General features: G+C 49.5%; 18 protein-coding genes and 1 tRNA gene. 8 read left to right on the plus strand and 11 right to left on the minus strand.

Features of this window, described 5'->3' with window-relative positions; all coding sequences use genetic code 11:
* Positions 1-4: 4 nt before the first annotated feature.
* Both FHS77_RS01135 and FHS77_RS01140 read right to left on the minus strand, forming a co-directional pair.
* Positions 5-475 carry a DUF192 domain-containing protein gene (locus tag FHS77_RS01135; protein ID WP_374786190.1) on the minus strand — a complete coding sequence of 157 codons (471 nt, stop codon included), beginning with the start codon at positions 473-475 and terminating at the stop codon, positions 5-7.
* A 121-nt stretch (positions 476-596) separates the two neighbouring features.
* A complete protein-coding gene (locus tag FHS77_RS01140) occupies positions 597-1,175 on the minus strand; it encodes a cold-shock protein (RefSeq protein ID WP_184218762.1) in 579 nt (192 codons plus the stop codon).
* A 234-nt stretch (positions 1,176-1,409) separates the two neighbouring features.
* Between FHS77_RS01140 and gloA the strand changes: the two genes are divergently transcribed.
* Positions 1,410-1,850, plus strand: coding sequence for a lactoylglutathione lyase (gene gloA / locus FHS77_RS01145; protein WP_184218764.1), 441 nt, complete (start codon positions 1,410-1,412; stop codon positions 1,848-1,850).
* Between the two features lie 119 nt (positions 1,851-1,969).
* Here gloA and FHS77_RS01150 read toward each other — a convergent pair whose 3' ends face one another.
* The 6 genes from FHS77_RS01150 to FHS77_RS01175 form a co-directional block, all read right to left on the minus strand.
* Positions 1,970-2,998, minus strand: a complete 1,029-nt coding sequence (locus FHS77_RS01150) for a TIM44-like domain-containing protein (protein WP_184218766.1) — start codon at positions 2,996-2,998, stop codon at positions 1,970-1,972.
* A 116-nt stretch (positions 2,999-3,114) separates the two neighbouring features.
* Complete coding sequence (gene recJ, locus FHS77_RS01155; protein WP_184219628.1) at positions 3,115-4,896, minus strand: single-stranded-DNA-specific exonuclease RecJ; 1,782 nt, start codon at positions 4,894-4,896, stop codon at positions 3,115-3,117.
* Positions 4,897-4,983: 87 nt separating this feature from the next.
* Positions 4,984-5,970, minus strand: coding sequence for a class II fructose-bisphosphatase (gene glpX / locus FHS77_RS01160; RefSeq protein ID WP_184218768.1), 987 nt, complete (start codon positions 5,968-5,970; stop codon positions 4,984-4,986).
* 267 nt (positions 5,971-6,237) lie between these two features.
* Positions 6,238-7,554 carry a homoserine dehydrogenase gene (locus FHS77_RS01165; protein WP_184218770.1) on the minus strand — a complete coding sequence of 439 codons (1,317 nt, stop codon included), beginning with the start codon at positions 7,552-7,554 and terminating at the stop codon, positions 6,238-6,240.
* Positions 7,555-7,646: 92 nt separating this feature from the next.
* Positions 7,647-8,840 carry an LL-diaminopimelate aminotransferase gene (locus FHS77_RS01170; RefSeq protein ID WP_184218773.1) on the minus strand — a complete coding sequence of 398 codons (1,194 nt, stop codon included), beginning with the start codon at positions 8,838-8,840 and terminating at the stop codon, positions 7,647-7,649.
* A 93-nt stretch (positions 8,841-8,933) separates the two neighbouring features.
* The gene (locus tag FHS77_RS01175) at positions 8,934-9,284 is read right to left on the minus strand and encodes a hypothetical protein (RefSeq protein WP_184218776.1); all 351 of its coding nucleotides are present in this window, start codon (positions 9,282-9,284) and stop codon (positions 8,934-8,936) included.
* 587 nt (positions 9,285-9,871) lie between these two features.
* Between FHS77_RS01175 and FHS77_RS01180 the strand changes: the two genes are divergently transcribed.
* The 7 genes from FHS77_RS01180 to FHS77_RS01210 all read left to right on the plus strand — a co-directional run bounded on the left by FHS77_RS01180 (position 9,872) and on the right by FHS77_RS01210 (position 14,872).
* Positions 9,872-10,909: a YcbK family protein gene (locus FHS77_RS01180; RefSeq protein ID WP_343060937.1), complete on the plus strand. Its 1,038-nt coding sequence runs from the start codon at positions 9,872-9,874 to the stop codon at positions 10,907-10,909.
* Positions 10,910-11,031: 122 nt separating this feature from the next.
* A tRNA-Glu gene (locus FHS77_RS01185) sits at positions 11,032-11,106 on the plus strand.
* A gap of 102 nt (positions 11,107-11,208) precedes the next feature.
* Positions 11,209-11,496, plus strand: coding sequence for a DUF2218 domain-containing protein (locus FHS77_RS01190; protein WP_184218782.1), 288 nt, complete (start codon positions 11,209-11,211; stop codon positions 11,494-11,496).
* Positions 11,497-11,572: 76 nt separating this feature from the next.
* Positions 11,573-12,280: a DNA/RNA nuclease SfsA gene (gene sfsA, locus FHS77_RS01195; protein ID WP_184218785.1), complete on the plus strand. Its 708-nt coding sequence runs from the start codon at positions 11,573-11,575 to the stop codon at positions 12,278-12,280.
* 11 nt (positions 12,281-12,291) lie between these two features.
* Complete coding sequence (gene map, locus FHS77_RS01200; protein ID WP_184218788.1) at positions 12,292-13,119, plus strand: type I methionyl aminopeptidase; 828 nt, start codon at positions 12,292-12,294, stop codon at positions 13,117-13,119.
* Between the two features lie 150 nt (positions 13,120-13,269).
* Positions 13,270-14,028 carry a RadC family protein gene (gene radC / locus FHS77_RS01205; protein ID WP_184218791.1) on the plus strand — a complete coding sequence of 253 codons (759 nt, stop codon included), beginning with the start codon at positions 13,270-13,272 and terminating at the stop codon, positions 14,026-14,028.
* Positions 14,029-14,233: 205 nt separating this feature from the next.
* On the plus strand, positions 14,234-14,872 hold the full coding sequence (locus FHS77_RS01210) for an outer membrane protein (RefSeq protein ID WP_343060924.1): 639 nt from the start codon (positions 14,234-14,236) through the stop codon (positions 14,870-14,872).
* Between the two features lie 58 nt (positions 14,873-14,930).
* On the opposite strand, the gene FHS77_RS01215 is transcribed toward FHS77_RS01210, so the two are convergent.
* The 3 genes from FHS77_RS01215 to cbiE form a co-directional block, all read right to left on the minus strand.
* Positions 14,931-16,658 carry an ABC transporter ATP-binding protein gene (locus tag FHS77_RS01215; protein ID WP_184218793.1) on the minus strand — a complete coding sequence of 576 codons (1,728 nt, stop codon included), beginning with the start codon at positions 16,656-16,658 and terminating at the stop codon, positions 14,931-14,933.
* A 47-nt stretch (positions 16,659-16,705) separates the two neighbouring features.
* Complete coding sequence (locus FHS77_RS01220) at positions 16,706-17,815, minus strand: siderophore-interacting protein (protein ID WP_184218796.1); 1,110 nt, start codon at positions 17,813-17,815, stop codon at positions 16,706-16,708.
* Positions 17,816-17,908: 93 nt separating this feature from the next.
* Positions 17,909-19,120 carry a precorrin-6y C5,15-methyltransferase (decarboxylating) subunit CbiE gene (gene cbiE, locus FHS77_RS01225; RefSeq protein WP_184218799.1) on the minus strand — a complete coding sequence of 404 codons (1,212 nt, stop codon included), beginning with the start codon at positions 19,118-19,120 and terminating at the stop codon, positions 17,909-17,911.
* Positions 19,121-19,154: the final 34 nt, after the last annotated feature.

Here is a 19,154-nt window from a genome sequence, read left to right on the forward strand (position 1 = left end):
GAGCTTAATCACAACGCCCGCAAATGGCCGGATGCACGGCTTTATCACCGGCATTCAGCCCCAGCTTTTTAGCCATTCCTGCGTTTAGCTCTATCACATAGGCCACCGGCTCGCCGGATGAAACAATATTTTCTGAAAATGGCGTGGTATTTTCACGGATCACGGCAATTCTGCCGTCCGTATGCAGAAAAACCATATCCAGCGGTAGTGGCGTGTTCTTCATCCACATCAGCACCAGCCGCACTTGTTTGAAGTCAAACAACATGCCGCGCTGAAGCGGTAAATCGGTGCGAAACATCAGCCCGCGCATACGGCTTTCATCCGTATCAGCAATTTCCAGCTCAATCTGCTGTTCACCGGTACTGGTCATGAAAGTCAGCGGATTAGCATCAACTTCCAGACGCATTGGCTCATTATCTTGTGCGACTGCTGTTTGAACAGAAAGCGCCATCAACAAAACGACAATAAAGCCCAAACAGCGCTGCACCACATTGCGCACCATAATATGTGCTCCCGTCATTCAATTATTATCAGATAAGATGATAACCGCCCTCAGCAGACTTTTGCAAATCAGCGAAATACCCCTGATGGACTAATCAGTGCGAAACCGGCATTTGCGTGCCGATATCCGGATGGATTTCTGCAGCCATCAAGCCTTTGTCGCCATCGCCAAAACGGATTAATACCACTTGGCCCGGACGCAGTTCAGCCATGCCGAAGCGACGCAAGGTTTCCATATGGATGAAAATGTCTTCCGTGCCCTCACCGCGGGTAAGAAAGCCAAAACCTTTGGTGCGGTTGAACCACTTGACAATCACACGCTCAAGCCCGCTGGATGGCACAACACTGGAATGGGTGCGCTGGGGCATAGATGCCGGATGCACAGCCGTGGTTGTATCAATCGATACAACTCTGAAACACTGCAAGCCACGATCAGAGTTACGCACTTCACAAACGATGCGCGCACCTTCGGATACAACCTGAAAGCCATCACGGCGCAGGATCGTCACATGCAGCAGAATATCTGAAAAAGAATTATCATCCGGCACCACAAAGCCGTAGCCTTTGGCAACGTCGAACCATTTGATGGTTCCGGAAACTTCGATCAGTTCACCAATATCTTCAGTGGAGCATTTATCCGTCATATGCTTATCCGACATAGTTTTGTCAGCCATTGCCAGTGCTCCTCCTCTCTTGCTGCGCTAAACAGAAGTTGATTCTGATGCGTAGATTAACACTTCATTAACGGGTGGCCGCAAGTGCTAAGTTGCATACTTCACAGTTCTCCTCATTTACTTGTCACATTATATGGCCATCAATTTGTGCTTTAGCTGATAAATTATACTGAATATGGTGATCCGATCAGATAATGTTCAGTTTTTGCGGCTTTTGAAAAAGGGACAATGAGAATGCGCTATTTGCACACAATGGTACGTATCCGCGACATTGATGAATCACTGGATTTTTACGTCAACAAATTCGGCATGAAAGAAGTCCGCCGCATCGAAAATGAAAAAGGACGCTTTACCCTTATTTTTCTGGCCACAGAAAGTGATATCGAACGTGGCCAAGGGGACCGCGCCCCGACACTGGAGCTGACCTACAATTGGGATCCGGAAAATTACACCGGCGGCCGCAATTTCGGCCATTTGGCTTATGGCGTCGATAATATTTATGAGGTCTGTCAGAACTTGGCAGATCAAGGCGTGGTCATCAACCGCCCGCCACGCGATGGCCACATGGCATTCATCCGCTCACCTGATGGTATTTCCATCGAGCTTATCCAAAATGGTGAATCACTGGCACCGCAAGAGCCTTGGGCTTCTGCACCCAATGTCGGCACTTGGTAATATCCCGCTACGCGCCTGAATCAACTTATCAGCCAAAGACCCTAAAATACTGAATTGATTCAACAAACAAAAAGCCCGGCACATTGGCCGGGCTTCTTTTTACACTTTAAGCAAACTGCTTAATCATTAGCGCTCTGAATAGCGGAAAGCTGCCATTCGCCAGCATCCTGACGGACGAATGTCCAAAGCTCGGTGCTTTCAGTCGCTTCATCAGGGTTGCCTTCAACCACATCACCACTCACACGATCCAGCATCACATCAATGCTGGAGTAACGCATCGCAACGGTGACATAATCTTTATCGCCTTCGCTCCATGATTCCGAAATATCGCCCTGCAACAATTTAATATCAGTCACAGAATTGCGTTTGCCGGAAGATGCGATTTCGCCCAGTTCTTCGGCAAGATAAGACATGGCTTCCGGTGTTGAAAGCTTACGCAGCGCTGCATAATCTTCCTGTCCGTAAGCGGTCTGAATTTCAGTCAGCATTTCTTCAAAGCGGTTGAGCTCTTCCTGACCAACTGAAAACGGCTTTTCTTCAACAACCGGCGCTTCATCAGCTTTTGCTTCAAAAGGGTTGACCGAAGGTGTACGACCACCAAACGAATTGCCGGTATTTGGCACAGACGATTTTGTGCCACCAAAACCTTGCGGCTGCGCATAAGCATGCGCATTACCAGCACCCGCCCCAGCGGTTGCCGCCTGACGACGGCTGGCAAAGAAACGCATTGCCAGCATTGCCAAAAGCGCAATGATTGCGACCTGCAACAACATGCCAAACATTCCGGCCATACCGCCAAAACCTGAGCCCAGCAGCATGCCAAGAAGGCCACCCATCATCAGGCCGCCAAGCATGGAGCGACCGAAACCACCAAACAGACCAGGCTTGGCAGCATTAGCTGCAGCAGGTGCGGCTGCCGGACGCTGGGCAGTATTGCCGGTATTTGGTGTCATGCTACGATCAACCGGAGCAGCATTGTTTGGTGCTGTGCGTGTTGGTGCCGGTGCCTGATGCGTACGCGCACCACGGCTGCCGAAACCGCCACCCATCCGCCGTGCATCGGCAGTATCAATAATGACCAGCGAAGTCGCCAGTCCAACTGCCACAATGGCTAAGAGCTGCGTAAAACGCGAAGCAGCACGAAACATACATATCTCCTCGATAGATTTCATATTTGGCTTTATATAAGATGCCGCAAGCGTCATTACACCCCTGTGAGCGCAAAATTACCCACAAAAATCAGTGATATATAAAATTTAATCACTTATTCAGGCTGAGCCGCATCCAGAATTTGAATTTGCGTTGAAACCGAACCATTCCAATGATTGAGATTGAGCGTACCGGCAATATGGACAGGATGCCCGATGCGGCTCAGCAAAAACTTACCCAGCGGTGCATCAGCGGCACGAAATGCAATTCCGTTCACCCGTTTGCCATCAGCACCTTTGAGCGTCACTTTAACATGATCGCGCCCGACAAGCCTCGCATCAGACACAACATGATGCGGTAAAGCCAAAACCGGCTGGCTATGACCGGAACCATAAGGCCCCGCCTTTTGCAAAGCCTGATAAAGCTGAACCGTTGCCCCTGATGCAGCCAAAGCACCATCGACAGAAAGGCTTTGATTTTCGCGTAAATTTCTCACGCGTGCACCTGCTTCTTCTTCCATGAAGCCACGGAAAGCGCCAAGCTTGTCACGTTCAATGGTAATACCTGCCGCCATCGCATGGCCGCCACCCTTAACAAGCAAGCCCTGTTCCACCGCTTTGGCAACCAGCTTACCCAAATCAACGCCATTGATCGAGCGGCCGGAGCCGGTGCCGATATTGTTACGGTTAAATGCAATGGCAAAAGCCGGACGGCGGGCTTTGTCTTTCAGACGCGATGCCAGCAAGCCGACAATGCCCGGATGCCAGTCATTGCTGGCGGTTACAATCACAGATGCGCCCTCACCGCCGGAAATTTCCACCAAAGCTTCCGCTTCGGCTTCAGCCAGCATCTGCACTTCCATCGCTTGCCGCTCCTGATTGAGGCGGTCAAGTTCTTGTGCAATTTGTTCAGCTTCGGCTGGCTCGTGCAACGCAAGCAAGCGTGCACCAAGCCCCGCATCACCAATACGACCACCGGCATTAATACGCGGGCCAATCATAAAACCTAAATGAAATGCATTAAGTGGCTCACCGATACGGGCAACACGCGCCAATGCCGCCAGTCCGATATTGCTTTGCGCATGTGCCACCAACAGGCCTTTGACCACAAAAGCGCGATTGACACCTTTGAGCGGCACCACATCACAAACCGTTGCCAAAGCAACAAGATCAAGCAGCGACAATAAATCCGGCGCGTTTTTTCCACGCGCGCGCATTTGTTTGGCCACCTGCACCAATGTCAGAAAAACCACACCTGCCGCACACAGATGTCCTTGCAGCGAAATATCATCTTCACGATTGGGATTAACGATCGCTACTGCATTTTCAGGCAATTCGCCGCCGACCTGATGGTGATCAAGCACCACAACATCAGCACCCGCCTGATTGGCGGCATCAATGGATGGCGCACTATTGGTGCCGCAATCGACAGTCACGATCAGTGAAGCGCCATTTTCCACCAAGTCCTGCATCGCTTGCGGGTTAGGCCCGTAGCCTTCAAAAATACGATCCGGAATATAAATCTGGTATGGAATATTATAGTGCTGCAAAAATCTGGCCATTAACGCCGATGAACAAGCACCATCCACGTCATAATCGCCAAAAATAGCGATTTTTTCTTGTACCTCTATCGCCTGCACAATGCGTGTCGCCGCTTTGTCCATATCGGTCAGCGTCAAAGGATCAGGCATCAGATTGCGAATTGTCGGATCAATAAATTCGGCAGCAGCGTCCAGCGACACGCCGCGACCAGCCAGCACCCGCGCAACGAGATCATGAATGCCATGATTTTGCGCAATGGCTAAAGCCGTATTGGCTTCACGTAAGCCTAAACGATCCACCCATTTTTGTCCGGTGGCAGACTTCTTGACATTAAGAAAAAGGCGCTCTGAATCCATCATGTCTTTTATGAACACAAAAGACGGCATTTTTGCAATGCCGCCTTTTGAAATATTAGATAAATTATTCCTGGCCGCCAGCCAATCTTAGAACTTTGACAGATCCTGATGGCGGGCTTTGATTTCACGCACGGTCTGCGAGCTTGAACGCATAACGATTGTGTGGGTCTGGATGTAATCACGGGCAAATTTAACGCCCGACAGCATGTTGCCGTCCGTTACACCGGTCGCAGCAAACAGCACATCGCCTTTTGCCATTTCGTTCATGGTGTAGATTTTGTTCGGATCAGAAATGCCCATTTTCGCAGCACGAGCAATTTTTTCTTCGGTGTTGAGCTGCAAACGACCCTGCATCTGACCACCGATGCAGCGCAGAGCTGCGGCAGCCAAAACGCCTTCCGGCGCACCACCGATACCGATATAAATATCAATGCCGGTTTCTTCAGGGTTGGTTGTGTGCATCACACCAGCAACGTCACCGTCACCGATCAGATAAATGGCAGCGCCGGTTGCGCGCACTTCTTCGATCAGGCGGGCATGACGCGGACGATCCATGATGCAGGCGGTGATTGCACTTGGTGCAACGCCTTTAGCTTTTGCCAGCGACAGGATATTTTCAGTCGGCGTTGCATCAAGATGCACAACACCTTCCGGATAACCAGGTCCGACAGCAATCTTTTCCATGTAAACGTCTGGCGCATTGAGCAAATTGCCTTTTTCAGCAATAGCAACAACAGCCAGTGAGTTTGGCAGGTTTTTTGCGCAAAGCGTTGTGCCTTCCAACGGATCAAGCGCGATATCGACATCGGTTCCCTGACGGGTGCCAACTTCTTCACCAATATAAAGCATCGGCGCTTCGTCGCGCTCACCTTCTCCGATCACAACAGTACCATTAATCGGCAGATTGTTGAGTTCCTGACGCATCGCATCAACAGCGGCCTGATCAGCTGCCATTTCATCACCGCGACCGCGTAATCTGGCTGCCGCAACGGCCGCGCGCTCGGTTACACGCACCAGTTCGAGCGTTAAAATACGATCAAGTCCGTGTGGTTGCTGCTCTGCGGTTTTAGCCATTTGAACAAAGTCCTGAATTTTAATCGGTTACTGCGATGATAAATCGAAACCATTATATCGCAAGGAAAGTGGCTGCATTCAGACAAAGGACGCATACCGTTAAACGGCGTAGTCTTAACAAGAGTTAAGCGCCGTAAGGCTCTTTTGTCAAAGTCTCTTATGTCTAGCAAGAGGGATGCAAGCTTAAAAGAACGGCTGTCAAAACCTTAATCGATTTAAGCGGCTACACACTTCATTGCAATGACAGCAGACGTGTGAAAACGCGCCTTAACCGGCGCGCTCAATACGGATCATCTGCGGCTTATCCACCAGATGATCATCTTCCAAAATAGCCTGAAGCGCTGATTTAACCGCCGATTCGGTTGTTTCATGCGTCACCAGAATGATGGTTTTAATGCCTTCAGCATGGTGATCCATCGGCGGACGCTGCACGATCGATTCCAGCGAAATTTCATTTTCAGTCATGCGCTTGGCAATTGCTGCAAATGCGCCAAGACGATCATGCACAGTCAGACGAATGAAATAGCCGCCATCATGTTTACGTACGTCTGCACGTTTATAAGGCGCCAAAGCTTTTGCAGGTGTGCCAAATACAGGACCATGCTGGAAACCCGGACGGCTCTTGGCAATATCAGCCAGATCACCAAGCACAGCCGATGCGGTTGCATTGCCGCCGGCACCCGGTCCCGACAACAGCAATTCACCCAGCAGATCGGTTTCAATCGCCACCGCATTCGTCACGCCATGCACCTGCGCAATAACCGATGAGGTCGGCACCATGGTCGGCTGCACGCGCTGCTCAATACCGGTTGGGGTTTTAAGCGCCACACCCAGCAATTTAATGCGATAGCCCAGTTCATCAGCGGCACGAATATCAGCCAGTGAAATATTGCTGATACCTTCCATATAGATATCATCGGCAGCAATCTGATTGCCAAATGCAAGGCTCGTCAGCAATGCAAGCTTATGCGCGGTATCATTACCTTCAATATCAAAGGTCGGATCAGCTTCGGCATAGCCCAAGCGCTGCGCATCGGTCAGGCAATCTTCAAATGAAATCCCCTCTTCCCACATGCGGGTGAGGATGTAATTGCAAGTGCCGTTCATGATACCGTAAACGCGTGACACAGTATTGCCGGTCAAGGATTCACGCATGGCTTTAATAACAGGAATACCACCGGCAACCGCTGCTTCAAAGTTAAGCAGAATACCTTTTTCTTCGGCAATTTCAGCCAAGGCCACACCATGTTTGGCAAGCAGCGCTTTATTGGCTGTTACCACATGACGACCAGCATTGAGTGCTGCTTCAACTGACGCTTTGGCAGGGCCTTCATCGCCACCGATCAGCTCAACGAACACGTCGATCTTGTCGGATTTGGCCAGTTCCACCGGATCGTCAAACCATGCAATATTTGTCAGATCGACACCACGGTCGCGCGAACGATCTCGCGCACTGACCGCGGTCACAATCATTTCTCTTCCGCACTGACGAGTGAGCATTTCGGCTTTTTCACGCAAAATACGTAGTACTGAGCCGCCAACGGTGCCTAATCCGGCCACGCCGATCCGTAATGCTTCACTCATCGTCTTTTCCTCAAAAGTCTTTCACAGAAGTTGATTTAAATTTGGATGTGCCGCCAAAATTTCCGGCGGCACAGATTTTAAAGTTCGTTTTATCAGGCAGCGCCATCATCATAAGAGCTTAAGAAACGCTTGATGTTGCGTGCTGCCTGACGAATACGATGCTCGTTTTCCACCAGCGCAATACGTACATGATCGTCGCCATGTTCGCCAAAGCCCAAGCCCGGCGCAACGGCCACATCAGCCTTTTCAATGAGCAGTTTTGAAAACTCCAGCGAACCCATTGCCTTGAATTTCTCCGGAATTGGCACCCACGCAAACATTGTTGCTGCTGGCGGCGGCACATCCCATCCGGCGCGTGCAAAACTGTCAACCAGCACATCGCGGCGCTGGTGATAGACATTGCGCACATATTCAATATCGGAGCCGTCACCGTTCAATGCAGCGGTTGCCGCCACCTGAATTGGTGTAAATGCACCATAATCCAAATAGGATTTAACGCGTGTCAGCGCTGCAATCAAACGCTCATTACCAACGGCAAAGCCCATGCGCCAGCCCGGCATTGAGAAAGTCTTGGACATTGAGGTAAATTCAACCGCAACATCCATTGCACCCGGCACCTGAAGCACGGATGGCGGCGGTGTGCCGTCAAAATAGATTTCCGAATAAGCCAGGTCCGACAAAATGATGATTTCATGTTTGCGGGCAAAGTCCACCACTTCCTTATAAAAATCCAGCGTCGCCACATAGGCGGTCGGGTTGGACGGGAAGTTGAGGATCAAAGCGATAGGCTTAGGGATCGAATGCTTGATACCGCGTTCCAGTGACGGAATGAAATTATCATCCGGCTTTGCCTGTACCGAACGGATCACACCGCCGGACATGATAAAGCCAAAGGAATGGATCGGATAGGTTGGATCCGGACACAAAACCACATCACCTGGTGCGGTGATGGCCTGTGCCATATTGGCAAAACCTTCCTTGGAACCCAGTGTCGCAATAACCTGTGTATCCGGATTAAGCTTCACACCAAAACGGCGCTCGTAATAATTTGCCTGCGCCTTGCGCAAACCCGGAATACCCTTCGATGAAGAATAACGGTGCGCGCGCGGGTCCTGAACCGCTTCACATAGTTTATCAACGATATTTTGCGGAGTTGGCAGATCAGGATTCCCCATCCCGAGATCGACTATGTCGGCGCCGCCCGCTCGCGCCGCCGCCTTGAGACGATTAACTTGTTCAAAGACATAAGGCGGCAAACGACGGACTTTATGAAATTCTTCCGACATGATCCTGTTCCGAAAAAGGTTGATATGAAACTTCAGCTAAAAAAAGCCAGCGGCAATACAATGATAGCGTCAGTTTTTAAGTGAAGGCGTTGGTCAATTGCTGTTTTCAATCGCCTGCAAGGTGGCATTGGCCTCGGCCTGAGCTTGTCTGCGAAGCTCGGCCAGCTGTGCGGCAGTCAATGGCGCGTCACCTTTAACAGACTTCAGACGCTTACGCTCCGCATCAAGTGCGGTGGTTGCATCGTCTTTTTCCTGCGCGGTGATCTGGCTGGTTGCCGCCTGAGGCATATGCCCGAAATTCGGATAGACACCGGTACGGCGTGCACCTTCTTGCGGCGTACCCTGAAATTCCGCTCCGCCCGCGCAACCGCCAAGCACGGCAATCATTGCCACTGCCGCAAGGCCAAGGGTGAAACGGGAAGGTTGCCGAAAGTGCACAGTCATATTCGCCTGATCCAAATTTTCATGAACCCGTTTGTACGCATTGGCACAAACGGAACTGACAGTTGCAGCTAACCACAACAAACAGCACTGCTATGTCTGGTTAGTATGCCCGTTTTTGTCAATATCTGAGTTGCGCTTTTCGGGCATGTTTTGCCTTTCTTTATAATAATAGTTCGCAAACGGCTCCCAATTCAGCCGGATCGTTCAAAATCAGCGCAAATTTACCTGCCGGTCTTAAAATTTTACATCTCACAGACAATTAAGCAGAAGCCTGAATTATTTCAATAAAACACAACAGCAAATCAAAAATATCACGCAATGTTACATAGTTTTTACAGGCTGTTACTGCCAAAAGATTGCATTCGACACTGTTTAACCTTAAAACTTTGTTAAACATAAGCATCAATCAGCCCATAATCATCAGGATTAAAAACCTGATTTTTCGGCTGAATTTGTGTGTTTAAACTGAAAGTGCAGAAAGCATATCTGATGTTTTCTAAATGAACCGGCTGCGACTGCGTTATGCTCCGGTGACAATCTGGAGCCTTAACTTGATTGCAAACCAGAAACAGACGCAAAAGTTTCTTCTGAATTCGTCTGCCTGCGCCCGTATTTCCCTGTTTGGATTACTAGCTGCTTTTACATTAAGCGCCTGCACGGCCACCGGCTCCGGCACGTCTGCCCTTCAGCTCGCTTCAAACGCCGACGGTTCACTTGTCGCTGAAGCCTTACAAACAGCGGCCGACGAAAAAATTGCCGAAGAAAATTCAATCACCCCAACACAAACGGCAAATGCGGATACTATTGCAGCAAAAGCTGAAACAAAAACTGAAACCGTCAGTATAGCTGAAGCCGCCCCGGCAGCAGAAACGACCGCAGAAAAGCCGGCGCAAAAATCCTCATTAGTTGCAGCCCTTTTCGCCACACCGAAATCTTCCGAAGCGTTCACTGCTGTGAAGCCTGAAGCAAGTGCTGAACCAGCCCCTGCCATACCAGCAGAAGCGCCAAAAGCACAGACCGCAGAAATATTAACCCCTGCTGCGACTGAAAAACCGGTCGTGCTTGCATCCACATTAAGCAAGCCATCGCTGGAATTAAAAAAACAACCATCCGCACAGACCCATAATTACACACTGCCGGGTGTGCGTGCTTATGGCGGCCTGGAAATCAAACATCGCAATGCCGTTTATGACGACAGCGACATTGATGCTGATGAAGATGACGAAGCGCCACAATTTTTACGCGTTTCAGCTCCCGGCCTTGCACGTCTTGCACCAAACGGTTTGAAAATTCAGCGCGAATCCGTTGATGTCGCCTGTCTCAAGCCTGAACTGGTCAAAACCTTACGCCGCCTTGAAAGTCACTTCAAAAAACCTGTTGTCGTCACTTCCGGCTATCGCAGCCCTTCTTATAATGTGAGGGTCAAAGGTGCTCGCAAATCATTGCATATGAGCTGTGCAGCAGCCGATATTCAGATTGAAGGCGTTTCTAAATGGGAAATCGCCCGCGTAGCGCGCGCCTTGCCGTCACGCGGTGGTGTAGGCACTTATTGCCACACCAAGTCCGTTCATATTGATATCGGCCCGGAACGTGACTGGAACTGGAAGTGCCGCCGCAAGGGCTGATTTCTGGCTACGAAATCAGCAACTTATCCACAATCCAAATTATTTTTGCTTTTTTTCAAAAAAATGAATTTAATGGCTTGCGCGGAATAAATTTCCCACCTATAAGGCACCAACACCAGCGGGCGCCCATCGTCTAGCGGTTAGGACGCCGCCCTTTCACGGCGGAAACAGGGGTTCGATTCCCCTTGGGCGTACCATTCACTGGTGTTTTTTCTTTTTTACTTCCCAACAAAACAGTAGCTTATTTAAAACCTGTCAAATAGGTTCAACTTATGATCTTCATTCATAAGGAATCAAAGATGGCCATTTCTACTGTTACCGTTGCCACCAAAAGCGCCAGCCGCTACCTGCAACAATTATGCAAACACTGGTCGCATAAATTTGAAGTTGAATTCACCCCGCAAGATGGTCGCATTGTTTTTACTGATGGCCGTATTGTAACACTCAAAGCCAGCGACGAAGTTCTCGACATTACCGCTGAAGCACCTGCCGAAACACAGGCGCAGCTGGAAGATGTAGTAGCAAAACATATCATTCAGTTTGCCTTCCGCGAAGAACTGACATTTGACTGGAACCGCCAGGCTTAAAAGCCATTTTTCAAGCCATCAGCATCGCCAAACCTCAGACTTGCAAAGGGCAAGCGGTTTGGCGTAAAGCTTGATAATGCAATTCACGTCTCCCCTCGTCATCGGTCGCCTTGAGCGCCGCTATAAACGCTTTCTGGTGGATGTCACCCTTGATGATGGCAGCTTCATCACCGGTTCGGTTGGCAATACCGGCTCGATGCTCGGCCTGACCACCCCCGGATCACGCATCTGGATGAGCGTTTCTGATGATCCGAAGCGCAAATATCCTCACGCCTTACAAATTGTTGAAGCAGACAACACACTTGTAGGCGTCAACACGGCACTGCCGAACAAAATTGCCGAAGAGGCCTTAATCAAAGGGATTATTCCCGAGCTGAGCAGCTTTGACAGTTTGAAGCGCGAGCAAAAATACGGCAAAAATTCCCGTATTGACCTGCTGTTGCACCAAGAAAACCAGCCTGACATTTATGTCGAAGTGAAAAATGTTCACTTTATCAGAACTCCTCGATTAGCAGAGTTTCCTGATACGGTGACTGCACGCGGTACAAAACATTTGTTCGAGCTGGTTGATATGGTCAAAGCCGGCCATCGCGCTGCAATGCTTTTCGTTATTCAGCGTGAAGATTGCGACGTTTTCCGCATCAGCGGCGACTTAGACCCTGCTTACGCGCAAGCATTTCAGCTTGCCCGTAAAAACGGGGTTGAGGCTTATGCTGTTCGATGCCACATATCACCCCAAGAAATAACCGCTACTGCTATGGTAGCGATCGATGAAACGATCTGATCGGATTTATAATGGTTACTTATATTGATGCCGCCCTTGCCCCTCTCAAGCAAACCGGACAGATTAAGCTTTACGGGCCGGAAGCCTTTGAATCTATGCGCCAGATTTGCAATCTGACCGCGCGTTGCCTTGATGAGCTGAATGATATTGTTAAACCGGGCGTGACCACCAACCAGATCGACAAGTTCGTATTTGAATTTGGTGCTGATCATGGTGCTATTCCGGCGACACTTAACTATCGCGGCTATACAAAGTCAGTTTGCACTTCAATCAACCACGTCGTGTGCCACGGTATTCCCGATGACAAGCCACTGCGCGAAGGCGATATTGTCAATATCGATGTCACCTATCTGAAAGACAATTGGCATGGCGATTCCAGCCGTATGTATCCTGTCGGGCAAATAAAGCGCGCGTCCGAGCGCCTGATGGAAGTGACCTATGAAAGCCTGTTGCGCGGCATTGCCGCCGTTAAACCGGGCGTCAAAACCGGTGCAATTGGTGCAGCGATCCAAACCTATGCTGAAGCTGAGCGCTGCTCGGTTGTGCGTGATTTCTGCGGCCACGGCGTTGGCCAGATTTTCCACGATGCTCCAAATATCCTGCATTACGGCACCGTCAATGACGGCGTTGAAATGCGCGAAGGTATGATCTTCACCATCGAACCTATGATCAATCTGGGCAAACCGGATGTAAAAGTGCTGAAAGATGGCTGGACAGCAGTAACGCGCGACCGCTCGCTCACCGCTCAATATGAGCATACTGTCGGCGTCACCAAAGATGGTTGCGAGATATTTACACTCTCGCCGAAAAACATCTTCGGCCCTGCTTCTATGCGTTAAATATAATTCAACGCCGTCAAATATAATTATTTGGCGGCGTTTTTTATTCATAAAGACTTCATTTTTATATTTATTATGTTCTAATCACGAAAACTGTTGCATCAGTATAAGTCTGTCTGTGTATGCGCAAGGAGGGGGCGACCAAGCAGAATGACTAAAAAAACACCTGAAGAAAATGAATTGCAGGGCTTTTTTGAACAGCCTGCCCAAATTGCTGCCCTCAGCGTCAAACCGGAAGTTCCTCATTACTTCGGTCATCGTGATCGCGTGCGTGAAAAATTTAAAAAAGCCGGCGATGAAATCATGGCCGATTATGAATTACTCGAACTGCTTTTATTCCGCTCAATTCCGCGGGCAGATACAAAACCGCTAGCCAAAGCTTTGCTGGCGCGTTTCGGTTCTTTAAGTGATGTTTTAGGAGCACCGGAACATTTGCTTTGTGAGGTGCGCGGCTGCGGCAAGTCCGTCGCGTTTGATTTAAAACTGGTGGCTGCCATTGGCAAACGGCAAAACCGCAATGAAGTGATAGGGCGTATTGCTTTGGATGCCTGGAGCAAAGTAGTGCAATATTGCATGACCGCCATGGCCTATGAAGAACGTGAGCAATTCCGCATTTTATTTCTGGATAAAAAGAACAGGCTGATCTCTGACGAAGTACAGCAAATCGGAACCGTCGATCATACGCCGGTTTATCCGCGCGAAGTGATACGGCGCGCGCTTGAGCTTTCATCCACCGCGATTATTGTTGTCCATAATCACCCCTCCGGCGACCCTACCCCGTCGCGTGCCGATATTGACATGACCAAGCTGTTAATCGAGGCAGGCAAGCCGTTGGGCGTAACTATTCACGACCACATCATCGTTGGGAAAAGTGGTCATATCAGTATGCGCGGCCTTAAATTGATTTGAATTGCAGTCAATCGGACCGGTTACCAATTATTAATCATGGTGGTAAATTTAAGCGTAGTAACTGCCTGATTGCGGCAGTTCTTCACCAATTTAGTCATAATTATCGATGAAAATCACTCCAACAGCGCCGGATGAACTAAGAATCGAACGGTGCAACAAGTGTTTTGAAGCCACAGTGTTGAGTTTGGTGGCGATGGAGTACCCGATGAGTAAAATGCATATTCTGATTTCAAGCCTCAGCCTAGCCATTCTGGCAGCGCCGGTTGGCGCACAGGCCGCTGATTACCTCAATAACAACAATGACTATTCGTATGATACACCAGTGACATCAAGCTCCGACTGGAACAACACTTATATTGGTGCGCAGATCGGTGCCTCCTCTTCTAAAGTGCCAAGCCCGTTCTCCAGCCGCTCCGGCATATTAACCGGTGTTGTCGCCGGTAAAAACATCCAGTCCGGCAATTTTGTTTTCGGTGGTGAAGTTGAGCTGAACTTTGCTGAAGCCGAGCACAATATTGGCAATGGCGGTCGTTTGCAGCAGTCCTGGAATGCTGCAGCAAAAGCTAAAGCCGGTTACGCAATGGACAGCACCCTTGTCTATGGCACATTGGGTTACGGCACCACCAAGTTCAAAAAGCAGGAAGCAACCACCAAAGGCCCGGGCTGGGAAGGTGGTGTTCTGGTTGGTGCAGGCATTGAGCAGAAGCTCTCCGGCCCTCTTTCCGTCAAAGCAGAATATGACTATATGCGTATCAGCAATGTTAAATCGGAAGTGAACGGTGCATCGCAAACCAACAAGCTGCATAACCACATGCTGAAAGCTGGTTTGAACTACAACTTCTAATCAGTAGAAAATTACAAAAAACGCCGGACTTTAAAAGTCCGGCGTTTTTTATTTATCCTTATTCCGCGGCCACTTGCTCAAACTGCACATCATGCAGGCGCTTATAAATACCGCCCACTTTAAGCAGATCATGATGCGTGCCCTGCTCGGCAATGCCGTTTTCATTGACCACCACAATACGATCAGCATTGCGGATAGTTGCCAAACGGTGCGCAATCACCAGTGATGTACGCCCATCAGAAAGCTCCGCCAGTGAGCGCTGAATGGCGCGCTCTGTCTCAGTATCCAGTGCCGAAGTTGCCTCATCCAAAATAAGGATAGGCGGATTTTTCAGGAACATACGCGCAATAGCTAAGCGCTGTTTTTGCCCGCCCGACAATTTCACACCGCGCTCACCAATCATGGTCTCATAGCTATCGGGCATAGATTCAATCATGGTATCAAGACGCGCGCGCTTAGCTGCCTCGCGGATATCATCCAGACTGGCATCCAAACGACCATAAGCGATATTTTCGCGGATTGTACCACCGAAGAGGAACACATCCTGCTGCACGATACCAATCTGACTGCGCAATGAGGCCAAGGTCATTTTGCGAATGTCGATACCATCAACTTTAATGGCACCCGAATTCACTTCATAAAAGCGCGGCAGCAGTGAGCAAAGCGTGGTTTTACCCGCACCGGACGGGCCAACAAAAGCGATTGTTTCACCGGCTTTGATATCCAGACTGATATTGTTGAGAACCAGCTTCTCCGGCGAATAGCCAAAGCTGACATTTTCAAAGCTAATGTCGCCTTTAAGATCGGTCACAGTCACCGCATCCGGCGCGTCGACAATATCCGGCTCGGTTTCCAAAAGTTCCAGATATCGTCTGAAACCTGCAATGCCTTTTGGATAGGTTTCAATCACCGAGCTGATTTTCTCAACCGGACGGATAAACACGGTCACCAAAAGCAGGAAGGAAACAAATCCACCAGCGCTAAGCTGATCCTGAAGCACGAAATAAGTACCGGCCAGCATCACGATCAACTGGGTCAAACGCATCGACAAATAAGTCAGCGATGTTGAAGCCGCCATGATCTTATAGGCACTCAGCTTGGTTTGACGGTAGTTCTGGTTATCACGGGCAAAAAGCTCACGCTCATGATCTTCATTGGCAAAAGCCTGCACCACACGCATACCGCCGACATTTTCTTCGACGCGCACGTTGAAATCACCAACACGGCGATAAAGAGCGCGGAAGTTTTGCGTCATGCGGCTGCCATAACGACCCGATACCCAAACCACAAATGGCACCACCGCAGCGGTAATCAACGCCAATTGCGGATTGATGTAGAACATCAGAATGAAAGCGCCGATGAAGGTCATAATCGCAATGAACAGATCTTCAGGGCCATGATGGGCAACCTCGCCCACTTCTTCCAGATCCTTGGTCACACGTGCAATCAGATGACCGGTTTTATTATTATCATAAAAACTGAATGATAATTTCTGCAAATGGTCAAACAGCTTGCGGCGCATTTCTGTTTCAATATTGATGCCAAGCATATGGCCCCAATAATTCACAATCGCCATCAGGCCGGTATTCACCAGATAAACAACAAGCAAGGCGGCTGATGCGACTAAAATCAGCCCCCAATGCTGGCTCGGCAGCAAATCATCGACAAATAATTTAACCGCCATCGGGAAACCGAGTTCCAGAAGACCTGCTAAAATCGCGCAGCCAAAATCTAAAAAGAACAAGCCCTTATAGGGCTTGTAATAGTCCATAAACCGACGAAGCATCATCATTCCATATTATTGGCAGGCTGCCGGTCTGGCTGGAGCCTGTATTATTCCCGTCTGGCATCATCGCCGCTGGTGCCTTGGCGCCAATAGGCAACGACCAGATGTTTTTCACGGGGTATTTTCTTTTCCTTGCGAATAAAGCTTCTGATCGAACGAAAAGCGCTGAACTCGCAGCCCACCCAGACAAAAATATTCCCTTCATGATCCGGATAATCAATTTCTCGTACGGCATCATAAAGTAGTTCTTTTTTGTCACCTTTTGTACCATTACGATGTAACCAGCGAAGATCAAGCTCTGCTTTTGTATTTAATACTTGTTCTTCAGCTTTATCTGCAATTTCTATCCGCACTGTGGCTTTACTGCCAGCAGGCAAGTTTTCCAGAATACGCCCGATAGCCGGAAGCGCTGTTTCATCACCCGCCAGCAAATACCAATCAGCTGTTAAAGGCGCATTGCCACCGCCCGGACCTGTCATGCCGACAATATCGCCCGGGCGCGCCTCAATAGCCCAGCGCGCGCCATAGCCGCCTGCCTGCGCACTATCTTCATCACATTCATGCAAAACCAGATCAATATCGACAATGCTTGCATCCACATCGATATGGCGGATCGTATAGGCACGGCCAATAAGCTCCTGCTCACCTTCCGGCCATGTCGGGATGCCGTTTTCACCCATCACAGGCCATTGCGGCTTCACATTTTTATGCTTGGGAAACAACAGGCGAACATGCAAACCATCACGGGTAAAGCGCTCTAGATTTTCACCGCGCAATCGCACCCGACGCATCAAAGGCGTGATTTCAATATTTGAAACCACCTGCATCTCACGTAAAAATGCTAGAACCGTTCCGGCAGCGCCATCACCGCTCCAAACAATCTTTGTGTCTGATTTTTCTTCTTTCAACGTTTCCGTCAGCTGATAGGCAATGGCATATTTCATATAGGCCAGCCCTGCATCATCCTCGGATGTAACATTGACGCAGAATTTTTCCTGTTCAGCAAATAAATCTGCCGAACCATAAGGCAGACTGATTTTTGTCACTGCGCTCTCAGTCGTGATTTGCGCATGTTCTTCAAAAATCTTGACGATCTTATCGATCAAAACGGAAGGATCTTGAACAGAGGTTTCAAGATTCGCTTGTAAAATGCTCATGAATTTTCCCTCTTCTGCAGCGTTCAAATTCGCTACAGATTTCATGATCCAAGCCGTAACTATTTAAACATGATGTTTCAAGTCATATTTAAATTACTCAATTTTCAGCGAACACAATATCGTGACAGGCAAGGCTTGCCGCCACACATCAAAGGAGCCAAGCTCTGCGGCTTGCGCCACGCAAAGGCGCACCAATTCGCCCCCATATTGTGCACGCCATTGATGAAGCGCGATCTCGCTTTGCAGTGTCACGGCATTGGCAACCAATCGGCCACCTGGTTTCAAGGCCTGCCAGCAGCTTTGCAAAACATCCTCACCCGTTACACCGCCACCAATAAAAATGGCATCCGGCACTTCTAATCCGGCCAGTGCTTCCGGCGCTTTACCGCGCACCAACTGCAATGAAGGCACGCCAAGGTTTGCAGCATTTTGCAGGATGAATTCCTGCCTTTGCGCATTGGCTTCAATGGCAATTGCGCGGCAGCTAGGATGCATCCGCATCCATTCAATACTGATCGAGCCACAGCCTGCCCCCACATCCCACAACAGTTGATGCGGTTGCGGCATCAGACGTGCAAGCGTGACTGCGCGAATATCCTGCTTGGTGAGCTGACCATCATTGATAAAATGCGCGTCACTCAAGCCACTGCTCAGTGGCATTAAAACAGGCTTTTCATCGGCGATGCACTCAATTGCCAAGATATTCAGATCGGCACATTCCGATGCCTGCCAAGCCGCCGCTTCTGCACTGTGAATATGTTGTTTTTCACCACCTAAATGCTCAAGCACAGTGATTTGGCTGCGACCAAACCCACGCGCCTGCAATAATTGCGCCACCGCCAAAGGTGTTTTTCCGCTATCGCTCAGCACCAAAAGCTTATTTCCGGCATGGATATATTTTTGCAAAATCGGCAATGGTCGCCCATGTACGCTTAAACATTCCACATCCTGCAATGCCCAGCCCATCCGTGCTGCGGCCAATGAATAAGAGGACGGGAAAGGAATAATCTCCACCTCGGCAAGGGTGAAATGCCGCATCAAGCTGGCGCCCATGCCAAAAAACATAGGATCACCGCTGGCAAGAACCACCACCGGCTTCCCTTGTCGTGCTGCAATCATTTCATAAGATTGTGCAAAAGGCACCGGCCAGGCAGTAGTCTCAGCCTGATGGTGGCCTTCAACCAAGGCCAGATGACGCTGCCCGCCAAAAATCGCTTGTGCTGAAGCAATGGCATTTTTTGCTTGCTGTCCCAGACCGGAAAAACCGTCTTCGCCAATTCCGATCACTGTCAGCCAGCGTGCCATCTTTTTTGCTCCTTTTACACTCAATACTGGTTTG

Origin of the sequence: Paenochrobactrum gallinarii, from assembly GCF_014205685.1 — a bacterium.
Taxonomy (GTDB): domain Bacteria; phylum Pseudomonadota; class Alphaproteobacteria; order Rhizobiales; family Rhizobiaceae; genus Paenochrobactrum; species Paenochrobactrum gallinarii.

Excerpts from the sequence above, each read along its gene's own strand:
- FHS77_RS01140 (WP_184218762.1), bottom strand. The coding sequence starts at position 1,175 with ATGGCTGACAAAACTATGTCGGATAAGCATATGACGGATAAATGCTCC.
- gloA (WP_184218764.1), top strand. The coding sequence starts at position 1,410 with ATGCGCTATTTGCACACAATGGTACGTATCCGCGACATTGATGAATCA.
- FHS77_RS01150 (WP_184218766.1), bottom strand. The coding sequence starts at position 2,998 with ATGTTTCGTGCTGCTTCGCGTTTTACGCAGCTCTTAGCCATTGTGGCA.
- recJ (WP_184219628.1), bottom strand. The coding sequence starts at position 4,896 with ATGGATTCAGAGCGCCTTTTTCTTAATGTCAAGAAGTCTGCCACCGGA.
- glpX (WP_184218768.1), bottom strand. The coding sequence starts at position 5,970 with ATGGCTAAAACCGCAGAGCAGCAACCACACGGACTTGATCGTATTTTA.
- FHS77_RS01165 (WP_184218770.1), bottom strand. The coding sequence starts at position 7,554 with ATGAGTGAAGCATTACGGATCGGCGTGGCCGGATTAGGCACCGTTGGC.
- FHS77_RS01170 (WP_184218773.1), bottom strand. The coding sequence starts at position 8,840 with ATGTCGGAAGAATTTCATAAAGTCCGTCGTTTGCCGCCTTATGTCTTT.
- FHS77_RS01175 (WP_184218776.1), bottom strand. The coding sequence starts at position 9,284 with ATGACTGTGCACTTTCGGCAACCTTCCCGTTTCACCCTTGGCCTTGCG.
- FHS77_RS01190 (WP_184218782.1), top strand. The coding sequence starts at position 11,209 with ATGGCCATTTCTACTGTTACCGTTGCCACCAAAAGCGCCAGCCGCTAC.
- sfsA (WP_184218785.1), top strand. The coding sequence starts at position 11,573 with ATGCAATTCACGTCTCCCCTCGTCATCGGTCGCCTTGAGCGCCGCTAT.
- map (WP_184218788.1), top strand. The coding sequence starts at position 12,292 with ATGGTTACTTATATTGATGCCGCCCTTGCCCCTCTCAAGCAAACCGGA.
- radC (WP_184218791.1), top strand. The coding sequence starts at position 13,270 with ATGACTAAAAAAACACCTGAAGAAAATGAATTGCAGGGCTTTTTTGAA.
- FHS77_RS01210 (WP_343060924.1), top strand. The coding sequence starts at position 14,234 with ATGAGTAAAATGCATATTCTGATTTCAAGCCTCAGCCTAGCCATTCTG.
- FHS77_RS01215 (WP_184218793.1), bottom strand. The coding sequence starts at position 16,658 with ATGCTTCGTCGGTTTATGGACTATTACAAGCCCTATAAGGGCTTGTTC.
- FHS77_RS01220 (WP_184218796.1), bottom strand. The coding sequence starts at position 17,815 with ATGAGCATTTTACAAGCGAATCTTGAAACCTCTGTTCAAGATCCTTCC.
- cbiE (WP_184218799.1), bottom strand. The coding sequence starts at position 19,120 with ATGGCACGCTGGCTGACAGTGATCGGAATTGGCGAAGACGGTTTTTCC.